At 70.5% G+C, this 14,629-nt stretch carries 16 protein-coding genes; 12 read left to right on the plus strand and 4 right to left on the minus strand.

The window, feature by feature from the left end:
- Nucleotides 1–111: 111 nt before the first annotated feature.
- The 4 genes from HII36_RS02585 to HII36_RS02600 all read left to right on the plus strand — a co-directional run bounded on the left by HII36_RS02585 (nucleotide 112) and on the right by HII36_RS02600 (nucleotide 4,560).
- Complete coding sequence (locus HII36_RS02585; protein WP_173521394.1) at nucleotides 112–1,929, plus strand: glycosyltransferase family 2 protein; 1,818 nt, start codon at nucleotides 112–114, stop codon at nucleotides 1,927–1,929.
- A 75-nt stretch (nucleotides 1,930–2,004) separates the two neighbouring features.
- Nucleotides 2,005–3,027: an energy-coupling factor ABC transporter permease gene (locus tag HII36_RS02590; RefSeq protein WP_173521395.1), complete on the plus strand. Its 1,023-nt coding sequence runs from the start codon at nucleotides 2,005–2,007 to the stop codon at nucleotides 3,025–3,027.
- 7 nt (nucleotides 3,028–3,034) lie between these two features.
- The gene (gene cbiQ, locus HII36_RS02595) at nucleotides 3,035–3,790 is read left to right on the plus strand and encodes a cobalt ECF transporter T component CbiQ (RefSeq protein WP_173521396.1); all 756 of its coding nucleotides are present in this window, start codon (nucleotides 3,035–3,037) and stop codon (nucleotides 3,788–3,790) included.
- Nucleotides 3,791–3,795: 5 nt separating this feature from the next.
- Nucleotides 3,796–4,560, plus strand: coding sequence for an energy-coupling factor ABC transporter ATP-binding protein (locus tag HII36_RS02600; RefSeq protein ID WP_173521397.1), 765 nt, complete (start codon nucleotides 3,796–3,798; stop codon nucleotides 4,558–4,560).
- On the opposite strand, the gene HII36_RS02605 is transcribed toward HII36_RS02600, so the two are convergent.
- The gene (locus HII36_RS02605) at nucleotides 4,532–5,554 is read right to left on the minus strand and encodes a potassium channel family protein (RefSeq protein ID WP_173521398.1); all 1,023 of its coding nucleotides are present in this window, start codon (nucleotides 5,552–5,554) and stop codon (nucleotides 4,532–4,534) included. The genes HII36_RS02600 and HII36_RS02605 overlap by 29 nt on opposite strands.
- Nucleotides 5,555–5,628: 74 nt before the next feature.
- Here HII36_RS02605 and HII36_RS02610 point away from each other — a divergent pair, with 74 nt between their 5' ends.
- From HII36_RS02610 to HII36_RS02630, 5 genes are all read left to right on the plus strand, one after another.
- Complete coding sequence (locus HII36_RS02610) at nucleotides 5,629–5,967, plus strand: STAS domain-containing protein (protein ID WP_090946873.1); 339 nt, start codon at nucleotides 5,629–5,631, stop codon at nucleotides 5,965–5,967.
- A 48-nt stretch (nucleotides 5,968–6,015) separates the two neighbouring features.
- Nucleotides 6,016–6,789, plus strand: coding sequence for an SDR family NAD(P)-dependent oxidoreductase (locus HII36_RS02615; RefSeq protein WP_173521399.1), 774 nt, complete (start codon nucleotides 6,016–6,018; stop codon nucleotides 6,787–6,789).
- Between the two features lie 6 nt (nucleotides 6,790–6,795).
- Nucleotides 6,796–7,572, plus strand: coding sequence for a crotonase/enoyl-CoA hydratase family protein (locus HII36_RS02620; RefSeq protein WP_173521400.1), 777 nt, complete (start codon nucleotides 6,796–6,798; stop codon nucleotides 7,570–7,572).
- Between the two features lie 113 nt (nucleotides 7,573–7,685).
- Entirely contained in the window at nucleotides 7,686–8,306 is a 621-nt protein-coding gene (locus tag HII36_RS02625) for a rhomboid family intramembrane serine protease (protein WP_173521401.1), read from the plus strand.
- A gap of 50 nt (nucleotides 8,307–8,356) precedes the next feature.
- Nucleotides 8,357–8,731, plus strand: a complete 375-nt coding sequence (locus HII36_RS02630; RefSeq protein WP_173521402.1) for a BlaI/MecI/CopY family transcriptional regulator — start codon at nucleotides 8,357–8,359, stop codon at nucleotides 8,729–8,731.
- Here the strand turns inward: HII36_RS02630 and serC are convergent.
- Together serC and HII36_RS02640 are read right to left on the minus strand one after the other, a co-directional pair.
- Nucleotides 8,710–9,819: a phosphoserine transaminase gene (gene serC, locus HII36_RS02635; protein ID WP_173521403.1), complete on the minus strand. Its 1,110-nt coding sequence runs from the start codon at nucleotides 9,817–9,819 to the stop codon at nucleotides 8,710–8,712. The genes HII36_RS02630 and serC overlap by 22 nt on opposite strands.
- A gap of 137 nt (nucleotides 9,820–9,956) precedes the next feature.
- Nucleotides 9,957–11,063 (minus strand): citrate synthase 2, encoded by a 1,107-nt coding sequence (locus HII36_RS02640; protein ID WP_173521404.1) that lies wholly within the window; start codon nucleotides 11,061–11,063, stop codon nucleotides 9,957–9,959.
- Nucleotides 11,064–11,240: 177 nt separating this feature from the next.
- On the opposite strand from HII36_RS02640, the gene pdxH reads away from it, so the two are divergent.
- Nucleotides 11,241–11,894 carry a pyridoxamine 5'-phosphate oxidase gene (gene pdxH / locus HII36_RS02645; RefSeq protein ID WP_173521405.1) on the plus strand — a complete coding sequence of 218 codons (654 nt, stop codon included), beginning with the start codon at nucleotides 11,241–11,243 and terminating at the stop codon, nucleotides 11,892–11,894.
- Between the two features lie 10 nt (nucleotides 11,895–11,904).
- Nucleotides 11,905–13,140 carry an MFS transporter gene (locus tag HII36_RS02650; protein WP_173521406.1) on the plus strand — a complete coding sequence of 412 codons (1,236 nt, stop codon included), beginning with the start codon at nucleotides 11,905–11,907 and terminating at the stop codon, nucleotides 13,138–13,140.
- Nucleotides 13,141–13,185: 45 nt separating this feature from the next.
- Here the strand turns inward: HII36_RS02650 and HII36_RS02655 are convergent, their stop codons facing one another.
- On the minus strand, nucleotides 13,186–13,803 hold the full coding sequence (locus HII36_RS02655) for a UdgX family uracil-DNA binding protein (protein WP_173521407.1): 618 nt from the start codon (nucleotides 13,801–13,803) through the stop codon (nucleotides 13,186–13,188).
- A gap of 101 nt (nucleotides 13,804–13,904) precedes the next feature.
- On the opposite strand from HII36_RS02655, the gene HII36_RS02660 reads away from it, so the two are divergent.
- Entirely contained in the window at nucleotides 13,905–14,609 is a 705-nt protein-coding gene (locus tag HII36_RS02660) for a metal-dependent transcriptional regulator (RefSeq protein ID WP_173521490.1), read from the plus strand.
- Nucleotides 14,610–14,629 lie beyond the last annotated feature (20 nt).

A 14,629-nucleotide genomic window follows, 5' to 3' on the forward strand; every position in this document is an offset into this window, starting at 1 on the left:
CGGGGATGGCAAAACCAGGGGATGAAGACCGCCGGATCGCCCCCGCGACGAGCGGTCACCGTCACATACTGAAATCAGACGGGAGCACTGAGTGACTCTGGGGTGGGCGCCGTGGTGGCATTGTCAGAAGCAGGCAACGGCGACGACGCGGCGGACGTCAGCGTCGTCATCCCGGCGCGCGACTGCCGCCCCTACCTCGACAGGTGCCTGACCGCCGCGCTCGTCCAGCGGGTGAAGAAGGAGATAGTCGTCGTGGACGACGGCTCCACCGACGGCAGCACCGACCTGCTCCGGCTCTACGCCGCCTACCACCGCGCCAGCGTCAAGGTCGTCCGCGTCGAGCACCGCGCCGGCGGCCCGGGACGCCCGCGCAACATCGGCCTGGAACACGCCACCGGCAGATACGTCTTCTTCTGCGACGCCGACGACTACCTCGGCCCCGAGGCGCTGGAACGCATGGTCGCGGTGGCCGACAGGAACCGCTCCGACATCGTGCTCGGCAAGATCGTCGGACACGGCAGGCGGGCGCCGGTGTCGATGTTCCAGTGCGGCGCCGACCGGGTCGACCTCGGCGACAGCACCGTCTACAACAGCCTGAGCTGCTACAAGCTGTTCCGCAGAGAAATGCTCGAACGCCACCGCATCAGGTTCGGCGAGGGCCTGGGGCTCGGCGAGGACGTGCACTTCACCGTGCACGCCTACTGCCACGCCAGGACGATCTCGGTGGTCGCCGACCACGACTGCTACCACCTGGTCGCCAGGCCGGGCCGGGCGCGGCGCTCGGTGCGCAAGGACCCGATCGCCTGGCTCACCATGATCCGCGGCCCGATGCGGCTCATGGCCGAGCATGTCGAGCCCGGCCCGCTGCGCGACCACCTGCTGCGCCGGCATTTCAGGCTCGACGCGTTCGCCCAGCTCGGCGGGGTGTTCCTGGAGTCCGACGACATCCAGCGCAAGAACATCGCCCAGGAGGTGGCGGCGCTGTGCGACGAGTGGCTGACGCTCGGCGTGGTCGAGCGGCTGAACAGCATCGACACCCAGCGGCTCGCCGCGCTGGGCGACATCGACCGCCTGGTCCGCCTGGCCCGCATCGAGAACGCCACCGTCCGGCGAAGACTGACGGGCCTGCGCTGGGACGGCGACCACCTGGTCATCACCGGCACCGCCGTGCTCGACGGGATCGGCAACGACGACGGGATCTCGATCGTGCTGCGGGCCAGGCACGTGCCGGGCTCGGAACTGGTCGTGCCGGCCGAGCGCAAGGGCGCCGCGTTCACCGCCAGGCTCGACGTCTCCGCCCTCGACTCGGGCGTGTGGGACCTGCGGGTGGCGGTCGAGGTCGAAGGCGTGGTGCGGTTCGGCAGGCTGGGCGCCGACCGCGACAGCGAGGTCACCAGGCCGCCGGCCAAGCTGTTCGACCGGGTCGTCGCGCTGCCCTACTTCACCAGGGACAACGGCAACCTCAGCGTCGACGTCGGCGGCCACGTGCTGGCGGTGCCCGGCGGCGCGACACTGACCGCCACCCGCTGGACGTTCGGCCGCCGGCTGGCCATGGACGGCCGCGTCGAGGTCGCGGGCGAGTCGCCGCCCCCGGCCGCGATCGGGCGGCTGGTCTGGCGCGAGCGCGACACCGGGCTGGAACGCGCCGAGCGGGTCGCCGGGCTGCCCGGCGGCTGTTTCACGGCCAGACCGGCGGTGGGCAGGTTCGGGCCGGGCACCTGGGACGCCTACCTGGAGGTCGAGCTCGGCGGCCCGCCCGCCCGCTTCAGGATCGAGGCCGACAACCGGACCGTGGCCCTGCCCCGCAGGTGGTGGGGGATGACCTTGCTGCGCAGCGTGCGGCCGTACGCGACCTCGGGCAAGGGGCGGCTGAGCGCGGCCGTGCGCAGGCTGACGCCGCGATCGGCGTTCAAAAGAATCACGCGCTAATTGCCATCCATATGCAGGTGCAAGACGATGTCCTAAAGTAGGGAGGCTTGTCCGTCCTCTTTGGGAGGGTTTGTCGTGCACGTACCCGATGGCTTCTTCAACGCGGCCGTCTCCGTCTCCGCGGGCGTGGTGGCCGCCGCCGGTGTCGCCGTCTGCCTGCGCGGGGCCAAGCGCGAGCTGGACGACAGGACCGCGCCCATGGCCGGACTCGTCGCCGCGTTCATCTTCGCCGTCCAGATGCTCAACTTCCCCGTCGCCGCGGGCACGTCCGGGCACCTGCTCGGCGGCGCGCTGGCCGCGATACTCGTCGGACCCTATACAGGCGTGCTCTGTATGGCGGTCGTGCTGCTCGTCCAGGGCGTCTTCTTCGCCGACGGCGGCCTGACCGCGCTCGGGATCAACATCACGATCATGGGCATCGTCACCGTGCTGGCCGGCTGGTGGATCTTCCAGCTCGTCACGCGGGTCGCCCGCGGCAAGGGCGGGGTGACGGCGGCGGCCTTCATCGCCTCGCTGATCTCCGTGCCGGTGTCCGCGCTGACGTTCACGCTGCTGTTCTGGCTCGGCGGCACCGCGCCGATCGAGGTGTCGGCGGTGGCCGCCGCGATGGGCGGCGTGCACCTGCTCATCGGCATCGGCGAAGGCGTGATCACCGCGGTGACCGTGGGCGCGGTGCTGGCCGTCCGTCCCGACCTGGTGTACGGCGCGCGCGGCCTGGCCAGGCCGCTGGTGCTGCGCGGCGCGGCGGGCACGACCACCGTGGCGGAGCCCGCGGCGCCGGCCGCGCCCGCCGCGCGCCCGCTCGGCTGGGTGTTCGCGGTCAGCGGCCTGGTGCTCACGCTGCTGCTGGCCGGGATCGTGTCGTTCTTCGCCTCGGGCGACCCCGACGGTCTCGAGCGGGTCGCCGAGGACAAGGGCTTCCTCGACCGGGCCACCGACCACCTGTTCGGCTCATCGGCCCTGGCCGACTACGGTGATGTCGGCGGCATCCCCGTCGGCGCGGCCGGGGTGCTCGGCGTGGTGATCATGCTGATCGTCGCCGGTGGCGTGGCCTACGCCGTCAGGAGCCGCGGCAGGGCGGCGAGCGAGAGCCGGTGATCGACGAGTGAGCGCGGGGCACCGGCACCAGCTCTACCTGCCAGGCGACTCGGCGGTGCACCGGCTGCCGCCGCAGTGCAAGCTGCTGGCCGTCTTCGCGTTCGCCGTCGTCGTGGTGGCCACGCCGCGCGAGCACTTCTGGGCCTTCGCCCTGTACGCGATCCTGCTCGCGGCCGTCGCGCTGACGGCCCGGGTGCCCCTGACGTACGTGCTGCGCCGGATGGTCATCGAGCTGCCCTTCGTGCTGTTCGCCTTCCTCATCCCGGTGATCGGCATGGGGGAGCGCACCACGGTCCTCGGGCTCTCGCTGAGCGTGGCCGGGCTCTGGGCGGCCTGGAACATCCTGGCCAAGGCCACGCTCGGGGTGATCGCCTCCATCCTGCTCGCGGCCACCACCGAGCCGCGGGTCATCCTCATCGGGGCGCAGCGGCTCCGGCTGCCGAGCCTGCTGGTGCAGATCGCCATGTTCATGCTCAGATACCTGGACGTGATCGTGGACGAGATGCGCCGCATGCGCGTGGCCAGGGAGTCGCGCGGATTCGAGGCCAGGAACTTCCGCCACGTCCCGGTCATCGCCCGCTCGGCCGGGGCCTTGTTCATCCGCTCCTACGAGCGCGGAGAAAGGGTGCATCTGGCCATGCTGAGCCGCGGCTACACCGGCCAGATGCCAACCATCCACGATATTTCGGCATCTGCCCGCGAATGGGGGACGGCGCTCGCCCTGCCCCTGCTGGCACTCGCTGTGTTGGGACTGACCTGGTGAACCCCGTGAACTCGCTCGAAGTCGACCGGCTGGCCTACGCCTACCCTGACGGCACCCAGGCCCTGTACGGCGTGGACCTGGCCATCGGGCGCGGCGAACGGGTCGCGCTGCTCGGACCCAACGGCGCCGGCAAGACCACGCTCGTCATGCATCTCAACGGCATTCTCACCGCCGGGCACGGCACCGTCACCGTGGCGGGCACCCCGGTGCGCAAGGACACGCTCAAGGAGATCAGGCAGCGCGTCGGCCTGGTCTTCCAGGACCCGGACGACCAGCTCTTCATGCCCACCGTCCGCGACGACGTCGCCTTCGGCCCGGCCAACGCCGGCCTGCGTGGCGCGGAGCTGGACCGGGTGGTCACCGAGGCGCTGGATCGGGTCGGCATGCTGGCCGCCGCCGACCGGCCGCCACACCACCTGTCGTTCGGGCAGCGCCGCCGGGTGGCGGTGGCCACCGTGCTGGCCATGCGGCCGGAGATCCTGGTGCTGGACGAGCCGTCGTCCAACCTCGACCCGGCCGCGCGCAGGGAGCTGGCCGAGATCCTGCGCTCGCTGGACGTCACCGTCCTCATGGTCACGCACGACCTGCCGTACGCGCTGGAGCTGTGCGAGCGCTCGCTCATACTCTCCGACGGCGTGATCGCCGCCGACGGGCCCACCCGCGACCTGCTCGGCGACCCCGAGCTGCTGGCCAGGCACCGCCTCGAGCTGCCCTACGGCTTCGCGGTGCCGGCCGCCGCCGTCAGTCGCGCAGAGGGGGAACGTGGATGACCACCAGCCGGTCGCCGGCCAGCAGGGCCGAGGCCCGGGGATCGGCGTAGGTGAGGGTCTGGCCGTCGCGTACCACGGCCACCACGAACCCGTCGGAGACCGAGGGGGCCTTGCCCACCTCCAGTGAGGTCACCGGCCGCTCGTAGAGGTCCAGGCCCTTGCCGTAGGCCAGGAAGTCCTCGATCAGGCTGCTGACGGCCGGGCTCTGGGTGGCCACGCCGAGCATGCGCCCGGCCGCGTCGGAGGAGGTGATGACCACGTCCGCGCCGCTCTGGCGCACCAGCGGGTCGTTCTCCGCCTCGCGGACGGCGGCCACGATCATGGCCGCGGAGTTGAGCTGGCGGGCGGTGAGCGTCACCAGGGCGGCGGTGTCGTCCCGCTGCGTGGCGATGATGATCTCCTTGGCGACCGGGACGCCCGCGCGGTTGAGCACCTCGCTGCGGGTGGCGTCGCCGTGGACGCCGACGAAGCCGTCGGCCGCCGCCTCCTGGATGATGCCGTGGTCGGGATCGACCACCACGATCGAGTCCTTGGTGCGGTCGTTCTCCAGGAGCGTCCTGCTGGCCGCCCGGCCCTTGGTGCCGAAGCCGATGATCACCGTGTGGTCGCGCAACCTGGCCCTCCAGCGTCGGATCCTGATGGCGTCGTGCGTCCGCCTGGTGAGCACTTCCAGCGTGGTGCCCACGAGGACGACGAGGAAGGCGATGCGCAGGGGCGTGACCGCCAGGATGTTCACGATCCTGGCCTCGGGTGAGACCGGGGTGATGTCACCGTAACCGGTGGTGGAGATGGAGACGGTGACGTAGTAGAGCGCGTCGAGCGCCGAGACCTGGCCGTCGGCGCCGTCGCGGTAGCCGTCCAGATCCATCATGACCAGCGCGAACATCGCCAGCACGATCGCCAGCGCGATGGCCACCCGGACGAGCACCGCGCGCAACGGGCCCAGTGCGATGGACGGCAGACGTACGCCTAGTCCCGTCTCGTCCTCCTGCATACACCTGATCGTAGTTTGTGCATGCCCGTACTTCGGGGATGTCGAAGTACAGTGGCTCATCGAGGAGGGGCCAAATGAAGCTGCGGCTTGCGCGACACGCCCTGGGTGACGCCGTGGTGGTGGCCGTTGAGGGCGAGCTCGACCTGTTCACCGCACCGTTCCTCCGAGATGAGGTGCGCGACGCCATCAAGCAGGACGGCGCCAGGCTCGTGCTCGATCTGCAGCAGCTGTCGTTCATGGATTCCAGCGGCCTGTCGGTGCTGATCGAGGCCTGGCGGCTGGCGACGGGCGAGGGCGGTGGGGTGTCACTGGCCGCGCCCCAGGCGCCGGTCGCGCGCATTCTCCGCACGACCGGGCTCGACCGGCGCATCAAGGTGTACTCCGACGTGGACAGCGCCGTGGGCGAGATTTAACCCACCCCGAGTAGAACTTCATTCGGTTGGCGGGTTAGGGTCCGGGATATGGACGTCAACGGATCTGCAGCAATCATCTCCGGCGGTGCCAGCGGCCTCGGCGAGGCCACGGCCCGCGAGCTCGCCAGGGCGGGCGCCACGGTGGTCATCGCCGACCTGAACGAGGAGCGCGGCAAGGCCGTCGCCGACGAACTGGGCGGCGTGTTCGCCAGGACGGACGTGTCGGACGACGACCAGGTGCAGGCGGCCGTCGACGCCGCCGTGGCCACCGGCAAGCCGCTGCGCGTGATCGTCAACAGCGCGGGCATCGGCTGGGCCGAGCGCACGGTCAACCGCGAAGGCAACCCGCACCACCCGGCCTCCTACCGCAAGGTCATCGAGGTCAACCTGATCGGCACGTTCAACCTCATGCGCATCGGGGCCGCCGCGATCGCCAGGACCGAGCCGGCCGACGCCGACGGCCAGCGCGGCGTGGTGATCAACACCGCCTCCGTGGCCGCGCTGGAAGGACAGACCGGGCAGCTCGCCTACTCCGCCTCCAAGGGCGGCATCGTGGGCATGACCGTGCCGGCCGCGCGCGACCTGGCCGCGATCGGCGTCCGGGTGAACACGATCTGCCCCGGCATCATCGACACCCCGATCTACGGCTTCAACCCCGACTCCGACGCGTTCAAGGCCAAGCTCGTCGCGCCGGTGGTCTTCCCCAAGCGCATGGGCCGCGCCGACGAGTTCGCCCACCTGGTGCACTCGCTCGTCCAGAACGACTACATGAACGCCGAGGTCATCCGCTTCGACGGCGGCATCCGCTTCCAGCCCAAGTGAGGTCTCGTGTCTGAAGAAGTGCTCGTCGAGGAATCCGGCGGTGAGTCCAACAGGGTCGCCGTCATCACGATCAACCGTCCCGCCGCGCGCAACGCGGTCAACGGGGCGGTCGCGCGCGGCATCGCGGCGGCGCTGGACGAGCTCGATGCCCGCCCGGACATCTCCGCCTACGTCCTGACCGGGGCGGGCGGCACCTTCAGCGCCGGCATGGACCTGAAGGGCTTCCTGTCCGGCGACTTCCCGGTGGTCGAAGGCCGCGGCTTCGGCGGGCTCACCGAGGCCCCGCCGAACAAGCCGCTGGTGGCCGCGGTCGAGGGCTACGCGCTCGCGGGCGGGTTCGAGCTGGCGCTGTCGTGCGACGTGATCGTGGCGTCGTCGGAGTCGAAGTTCGGGCTGCCCGAGCCCAAGCGCGGCCTGGTGGCCGGGGCCGGCGGCATCATGCGGCTGCCGCGCAGGATCCCGTACCACGTGGCCATGGAGATCGCGCTGACCGGCGACCACTACCCGGCCGCCCGCCTGTACGAGCTGGGCCTGGTCAACCGCATCACCGAGCCGGGCCAGGCACTGGCCGGCGCGCTCGAACTGGCCGCGAAGATCGCCGCCAACGCCCCGCTGGCGCTCGCCGCCACCAAGAAGGTGGTCATCGAGTCGCAGGACTGGCCGCTGGAGGAGATGTTCAAGCGGCAAGGGCCGATCATCAACCCGGTGTTCGGCTCCAAGGACGCCATGGAGGGCGCCGCGGCCTTCGCCGAGAAGCGCGCGCCCCAGTGGAAGGGCGAGTAGCGCACGCTCCCGCGCCCCTCCCGCCGGCCTGGCGCGGACGGGAGGGGCGTACCCGACGCATCCGGTCGTCTTCCTGCGTACGGTAAAGGAAGACGACCTTCTGGGGAGAGCGCATGAGCGAGCATTCGAGTTCCCGATTCGAGTCGGCCAAGCGCGGCGCCGGAGCACTCCTGTCGGGCGCGGCCGCCGCGCTCCTCGTCATGATCGGGCTGCTCGCCGCCATGTGGGCCATCGAGGTCATCGACTACATGCTGCCCGGCTCGTTCGACACCGAGTTCGGCATCGCCGGCTGGATGCCGTCCGGGCTGTTCGGGATCTTCTTCGCGCCCTTCCTGCACGTCGGATTCGCGCACCTCATGGCCAACTCGCTGCCGCTGCTCATCCTCGGCTTCCTGGCCGGGCTGCGCGGTCTGGGCAAGTTCTTCGCGGCCAGCGGCCTCATCGTGGTGATCGGCGGCCTGGGCACCTGGCTCACCAGCCCGGGCATCATCACCGTGGGCGCCAGCGGGCTGGTGTTCGGCTACTTCGGCTACGTCCTGGCCCGCGGCCTGTTCGACCGCAGCGCGATCGACATCGTCATCGGGATCGGCGTGGCCATCGCCTACTACTCGATCCTGTGGGGCCTGCTGCCGAACCAGGAGGGCATCTCCTGGCAGGGGCACCTGTTCGGCCTCATCGGCGGCGTGGTGGCCGCCTGGGTCTTGCGCCGTAAACGCCCGAGTATCTCCTACTAGCCCGCGTTATAGGCAAGAATGTTGCCTAAACGAGCCGGAAGGTAGATCAGTTGGCGAACCTGGGATCCCTCGAACGCGCGATCATGGACGTGGTGTGGGACACAGGCAAGCCGATGCGTGTCAGGGAACTGCTCGCCGCGCTGAACGAGGAGCGCGAGCTGGCCTACACCACCGTGCAGACGGTGGCCGAGCGGCTGGTGAAGAAGGGCCTGCTGACCCGTACGCCCTACCGCAACGCCTTCCGCTACGCCGCGACCAAGACGCGCGACGAGCACGTCACCGCGCTCATGCTGGAGGCCCTGGCCGGGAGCACGGACCGGCTGCCGGTGCTGGCCAGGTTCGCGCGGAGCGTCGCCGAGGAGGACGCGCTGGCCCTCCTCGACGAGCTGTCACGCAGGACGAATCAAAGACGCTCGACCACGTAGTCGACGCACGCCGTCAGCGCCTCGACGTCGGCCGGGTCGATGGCCGGGAACATGGCGATGCGCAGCTGGTTGCGGCCCAGCTTGCGGTACGGCTCGGTGTCGACGATGCCGTTGGCGCGCAGCGCCTTGGCCACCGCCGCCGCGTCGACCTCGTCGGCGAAGTCGATCGTGCCGACCACCTGCGAGCGGAACTCCGGCGCGGCGAACGGCGTCGCGTACGACGACTTCTCGGCCCAGGTGTAGAGCCGCTGGGAGGAGTCGGCGGTGCGGGCGGTGGTCCAGGCCAGGCCGCCGTTGCCGTTCATCCAGTCGAGCTGGTCGGCCAGCAGGAACAGCGTGGACACCGCGGGGGTGTTGTACGTCTGGTCCTTGGCGGAGTTGTCGATGGCGATCGGGAGGCTGAAGAACTCCGGCACGTACCGGTCGGTGGCGGCGATCTCCTCGACCCTGGCCAGCGCCCGCGGCGACATGACGGCGATCCACAGGCCGCCGTCGGAGGCGAAGCTCTTCTGCGGCGCGAAGTAGTAGACGTCGGTCTCGGCGATGTCGACGGGCAGGCCGCCGGCGCCGGAGGTGGCGTCGACCAGCACCAGCGAGTCGTCGGAGCCCACGCGCGTGATTGGCATGGCCACGCCGGTGGAGGTCTCGTTGTGGGTGAGCGCGTAGACGTCGATCCCGTCCTCGGCCACGGCCGTGGGGTGGGTGCCGACCTCGGACTTGATCACGCTCGGCTCGCCGAGCCACGGGGCCTTCTTGGCCACGGTGGCGAACTTCGAGGAGAACTCGCCGAACGCCAGGTGCTGGGACCTGGACCGGATGAGACCGAAGGACGCGATGTCCCAGAACGCGGTGGTGCCGCCGTTGCCGAGCACGACCTGGTAGCCCTCGGGCAGCGAGAACAGGTCGGCCAGGCCGGAGCGCACGCGGCCGACCAGGTTCTTGACCGGCTTCTGGCGGTGGGAGGTGCCCATGACGCTCGCGCCGGAGGAGGCGAGCGCGGCCAGTTGCTCGGTGCGAACCTTCGAGGGCCCGCAGCCGAATCGGCCGTCGGCGGGCTTGATGTCAGCGGGAATCACGATGTCAGCCACGTGCCCAGCGTACTGAGCCCGCCGAAATGCCTTCGCCCGGGTCCGGATTCTGAGACGGTGGCCTGCGCATTTCGGGGCGAGACATGAAAAACGGCCCGCGCGGGCGCTGCGGGCCGTTTGTCAGGTGCGGTGAGACGTCAGACGGTGCCGACGACCTCGGCGGCGCCGGGCACGTCGCTGAGCGGACGCGAAGCCGGGCCGGTGTAGTTCGCGCTCGGGCGGACGAGCCTGCCGGTGCGCTTCTGCTCCAGGATGTGCGCGGCCCAGCCGGCCGTGCGGGCGCAGGTGAACATCGAGGTGAACATGTGCGAAGGCACCTCGGCGAAGTCCAGCACGACCGCGGCCCAGTACTCCACGTTGGTGGCGAGCACCCGGTCGGGCTTGCGCGCGTGCAGCTCCTCCAGCGCGGCCTGCTCCAGCGCCGCGGCGACCTCGTAGCGAGGCGCGTCGAGCTCCTTGGCGGTGCGGCGCAGCACGCGGGCCCGCGGGTCTTCGGCGCGATAGACGCGGTGGCCGAAGCCCATGAGCCTGTTGCCCTTGTCCAGCTCGCTCTGGACGTACTTCTTGGCGTCGCCGAGCTGCTCGACGCCCTCGATCATGTGCAGCACCCGGGCCGGGGCGCCGCCGTGCAGCGGACCCGACATGGCGCCGACGGCGCCCGACAGCGCGGCGGCCACGTCAGCGCCGGTGGAGGCGATGACGCGGGCGGTGAACGTGGAAGCGTTCATGCCGTGCTCGGCCGCGGAGGTCCAGTACGCGTCGATGGCCTTGACGTGCTTGGGGTCGGGCTCACCGCGCCAGCGGACCATGAAGCGCTCGACGATGGTCTTGGCCTCGTCGACGCGGCTCTGCGGAACCATCGGCAGCCCCAGGCCGCGCGCGGACTGCGCGACGAACGACAGGGCCATCACAGAGGCACGGGCGAGCTGGTCGCGAGCCTCTTCGTCACTGATGTCGAGCAGGGGCTTGAAGCCATAGGCCGGAGCCAGCATGGCCAGCGCGCTCTGCACGTCTACGCGGATGTCACCGGAGTGGACAGGGATGGGGTACGGCTCCGCCGGGGGCAGGCCCGGCTGGAACTTGTTGTCGACCAGCAGGCCCCAAACGTGCCCGAACGGGACACGGCCGACCAGCTCTTCGATGTCGACGCCCCGGTATCGAAGGGCGCCCCCTTCTTTGTCCGGTTCCGCGATCTCGGTCTCGAAGGCTACAACCCCTTCGAGGCCGGGTTTGAAGTCGGACATACTCGGCCGCCTCCCTTTCTTGCCATGTTCCGGCAATGCCTTGATGTCGAGATACCGGCGGGTCAATTTAACCCCCTCCCAGCTCGTGCTCGGTTCTCGGACCCGCCGAAAGGCCAAACCCGCTGGTCGGGAGCGGTGCGTGGGATCTTCCACACAAGCGCGCAAGAATACCGTCTCGTGGATGCCACCCCGCGCCCGCCCGTGCTGGCGGGGCTTCGCCGGACGTACGAGGGCGAGCCGATGCTCGAAGCCGACCTCGCGTCCGACCCCATCGCCCAGTTCACCGTCTGGTTCCAGGACGCGCTCGAATCCGGACTGCCGGAACCCAACGCCATGGTGCTGGCCACCGCCTCGGCCGGCGGCCGCCCCAGCGCCAGAACCGTGCTGCTCAAGGGCTACGACGAACGAGGTTTCGTCTTCTACACCAACTACGAGTCGCGCAAGGGCCGCGACCTGACCGAGAACCCCCGGGCCTCCCTGCTGTTCCCCTGGCACCCGATCCGCCGTCAGGTGCGCGTCGAGGGCTCGGTGCGGCGGCTGTCGCACGAGGAGTCGGCCGAGTACTTCGACTCCCGCCCGTACGGCTCACGCATCGGCGCCTGGGCGTCCAGGCAGTCGGCCGTCGTGCGTTCGAGACAGGAGCTGGACGACCGCTACGAGGAGCTGGCCGCGCGCTGGCCCGAGGACCCGCCGGTGCCCGACTTCTGGGGCGGGTTCCGCGTCACCCCGGTCGAGGTGGAGTTCTGGCAGGGCCAGCTCGACCGCATGCACGACAGGCTCCGCTACCGCCGCACGCCACCCGGCTGGGCGCTGGAGCGGCTCGCACCGTAATCTCCGTGGAATGGCTATCGGGGAGCTGGTGAAACGTCACCTGGTGGACACCGCGCCCCTGTCCGTGCCCGCCTACCGGCGGTTGTGGATGGGGCAGGCGTTCTCCCACGTCGGCGTGGCGGTCACCGTGGTGGCCGTCAGCCAGCAGGTGTGGGAGCTGACCGGCTCCTCGCTCTGGGTCGGCCTGCTCGGCCTGGCCAACCTGGTGCCGCTGGTGGTGTTCGGCCTGTGGGGCGGCGCCGTCGCCGACGCGATGGACCGCCGCAAGCTGCTCATCACCGGCTCCTTCGTGGCCTGGGGCGGCACGCTGCTCATCCTGCTGCAGGCGCTGATCGGCCTGAACAACGTGTACGTCCTGCTCGCCCTGGTCGCGGTGAGCGCCACCGGCTTCGCCGTCACCTCGCCGGCCAGGGGCGCGATCATCCCCAGGGTGCTCGAACCCGAGCTGGTGCCCGCGGCCAACGCGCTCAACTCCCTGGTCTTCAGCCTCGGCGCGGTGGCCGGCCCGATGATCGGCAGCGTCGTGCTGGCCGGCGGCGGTTTCGCGGCCGCCTACGCCGTCGACGCGGTGCTGTTCGCCGGCGGCCTGTACGCCGCGCTCAGGCTGCCGCCGGTGCCTCCGCTCGGCCAGGTGCGCCGGCCGGGCGCGCGGGCCGTGTTCGAGGGCCTGCGCTTCATCGCGGGCAGCCCGGTGCTGCTGATGTCGTTCGTGGTGGACATCATCGCGATGGTGTTCGCGCTGCCCCGGGCGCTGTTCCCGCAGGCGGCGGCCGAGCAGTTCGGCGGCTCGCTGATCGCGCTCGGCTGGCTGACCTCCGCGATGGCCATCGGCTCGGTGCTGGGCGCGCTGTTCTCCGGCTGGGTCGGGCGGATCAAGCGTCAGGGCCTGGCGCTGGTCGTGGTGATCGCCGTCTGGGGCCTGGCGGTGGCGGCGGCCGGGCTGGTGGGCCCGCTGTGGCTGGTGGTGGCGTTCATGGCGGTCGGCGGCGCCGCCGACGTGGTCTCGTCGGTGTGGCGGCAGTCCATCCTGCAGCTCTACGCGCCCGACGAGATGCGCGGACGCCTGCAGGGGGTGTTCATGGTGGTCGTGGCCGGCGGGCCGCGCCTGGGCGACATCAGGGCCGGCGCGACGGCCACCGCCTTCGGCATGACCGGGGCCTGGGTCGGGGGCGGGCTGGCGTGCGCCGTCACCGTGCTGGTCGTCGGGCTCTCGGTGGCCGGCTTCAGGAAGTACCGGGCGGATTAGCGCCGGGCCCGGCCTGGGCGCGCGCTGTCAGGTCGCTGCGCGCGGCTAGGCCACGCGCTTGGCGGCCTGGAGATCGGCCAGGAAGCCCGCGTAGGCCGCGTCCCTGTCCGGGGCCCGCAGCACCGCCGACGGGTGGATGGTGGGCACCGCCAGCGCCTCGCCGAGCGGCACCGCCTCGCCGCGGTGCTGCGTCACCTTGAACGCACGCCCCAGCAGCGCCCGCGCGGCCGTGGCGCCCATCACCACCACGACCTCCGGACGCACCACCGACAGCTCGGCGTCGAGCCACGGATGGCAGGCGTCGATCTCGGCGGCCGTCGGTTTCTGATGGATGCGCCGTTTGCCGCGAGGCACGAAGGAGAAGTGCTTTACGGCGTTCGTCAGATATACGTCGTCCCGCGCGATCCCGGCCTCCTGCAGCCCTTTGTCGAGAATGCGGCCCGCCGGGCCCACGAACGGGTGCCCCCGCAGGTCCTCCTGGTCGCCGGGCTGCTCGCCGACGAGCATGAACCGCGCACGCGCCGGGCCTTCGCCGAACACCGTCTGGGTGGCGTTCCGGTACAGGTCACAGCCTTCGCAGCAGGCCGCGGCCCCGCGCAACGCGCCCAGATCCCGGCGATCGGGAAGGAACTGGGCTGCTCCGTTGTTTGCGTCCTTTGCCATCGCTGGTCGTTCTCCCCATAGGGTTTCCTGTAACCCCTGTGCCCGCGACGGACGGGCTCAGTCCCCGCTACGACCGGCGTAGCATGCAGATGGGAGGAGCCTTGACCGCACACGGCCTGATCGACACCACGGAGATGTATCTCCGTACGATTTACGAGCTCGAAGAGGAGGGCATCGTCCCCCTCAGGGCCCGCATCGCCGAACGCCTCCAGCAGAGCGGGCCCACGGTGAGCCAGACCGTCGCCAGGATGGAACGTGACGGACTGGTCCGCGTCGAAGGCGACAGGCACCTGTCGATGACCGACCTGGGCCGCACCCTGGCCACCCGCGTGATGCGCAAGCACCGCCTGGCGGAATGCCTGCTCACGCAGGTCATCGGCCTGCCATGGGAAGAGGTGCACATCGAGGCGTGCCGCTGGGAGCACGTCATGTCGGAGTCCGTCGAGACGCGCCTGGTGACGTTGCTCGACAACCCCACGGTCTGCCCGCACGGCAACCCCATCCCCGGGCTGAGCGAGCTGGGCGCCAGGGAGCCCGCCGAGGGCGGGGCCAACGCGCTGGCGTCGATGTCGGATCTCGCCGGACCCAGAGATGTACCCGTCGTGGTCCGCCGAATCAGCGAACAAGTGCAAAGTGATCCCGCTGTGATGCTTAAACTCAAGCAAGTTGGGATACAACCCGGACGCGAGGTGACGCTCGCGGCGAGCGACGACGGTGTGCGGGTGACAGGTGACGGAGACGCGAACGACACTCCCGCGGAGCTTCCGCGCGATGTTGCCGCGCACGTTTTTGTCTCCAAGCGCTGACGCGCGCGCGGCGGCTTGGT

This window comes from Nonomuraea antri, assembly GCF_013283785.1.
Taxonomy (GTDB): Bacteria; Actinomycetota; Actinomycetes; order Streptosporangiales; family Streptosporangiaceae; genus Nonomuraea; species Nonomuraea antri.

Excerpts from the sequence above, each read along its gene's own strand:
- HII36_RS02605 (WP_173521398.1), bottom strand. The coding sequence starts at position 5,554 with ATGCAGGAGGACGAGACGGGACTAGGCGTACGTCTGCCGTCCATCGCA.
- HII36_RS02610 (WP_090946873.1), top strand. The coding sequence starts at position 5,629 with ATGAAGCTGCGGCTTGCGCGACACGCCCTGGGTGACGCCGTGGTGGTG.
- HII36_RS02615 (WP_173521399.1), top strand. The coding sequence starts at position 6,016 with ATGGACGTCAACGGATCTGCAGCAATCATCTCCGGCGGTGCCAGCGGC.
- HII36_RS02625 (WP_173521401.1), top strand. The coding sequence starts at position 7,686 with ATGAGCGAGCATTCGAGTTCCCGATTCGAGTCGGCCAAGCGCGGCGCC.
- HII36_RS02640 (WP_173521404.1), bottom strand. The coding sequence starts at position 11,063 with ATGTCCGACTTCAAACCCGGCCTCGAAGGGGTTGTAGCCTTCGAGACC.
- HII36_RS02650 (WP_173521406.1), top strand. The coding sequence starts at position 11,905 with ATGGCTATCGGGGAGCTGGTGAAACGTCACCTGGTGGACACCGCGCCC.
- HII36_RS02655 (WP_173521407.1), bottom strand. The coding sequence starts at position 13,803 with ATGGCAAAGGACGCAAACAACGGAGCAGCCCAGTTCCTTCCCGATCGC.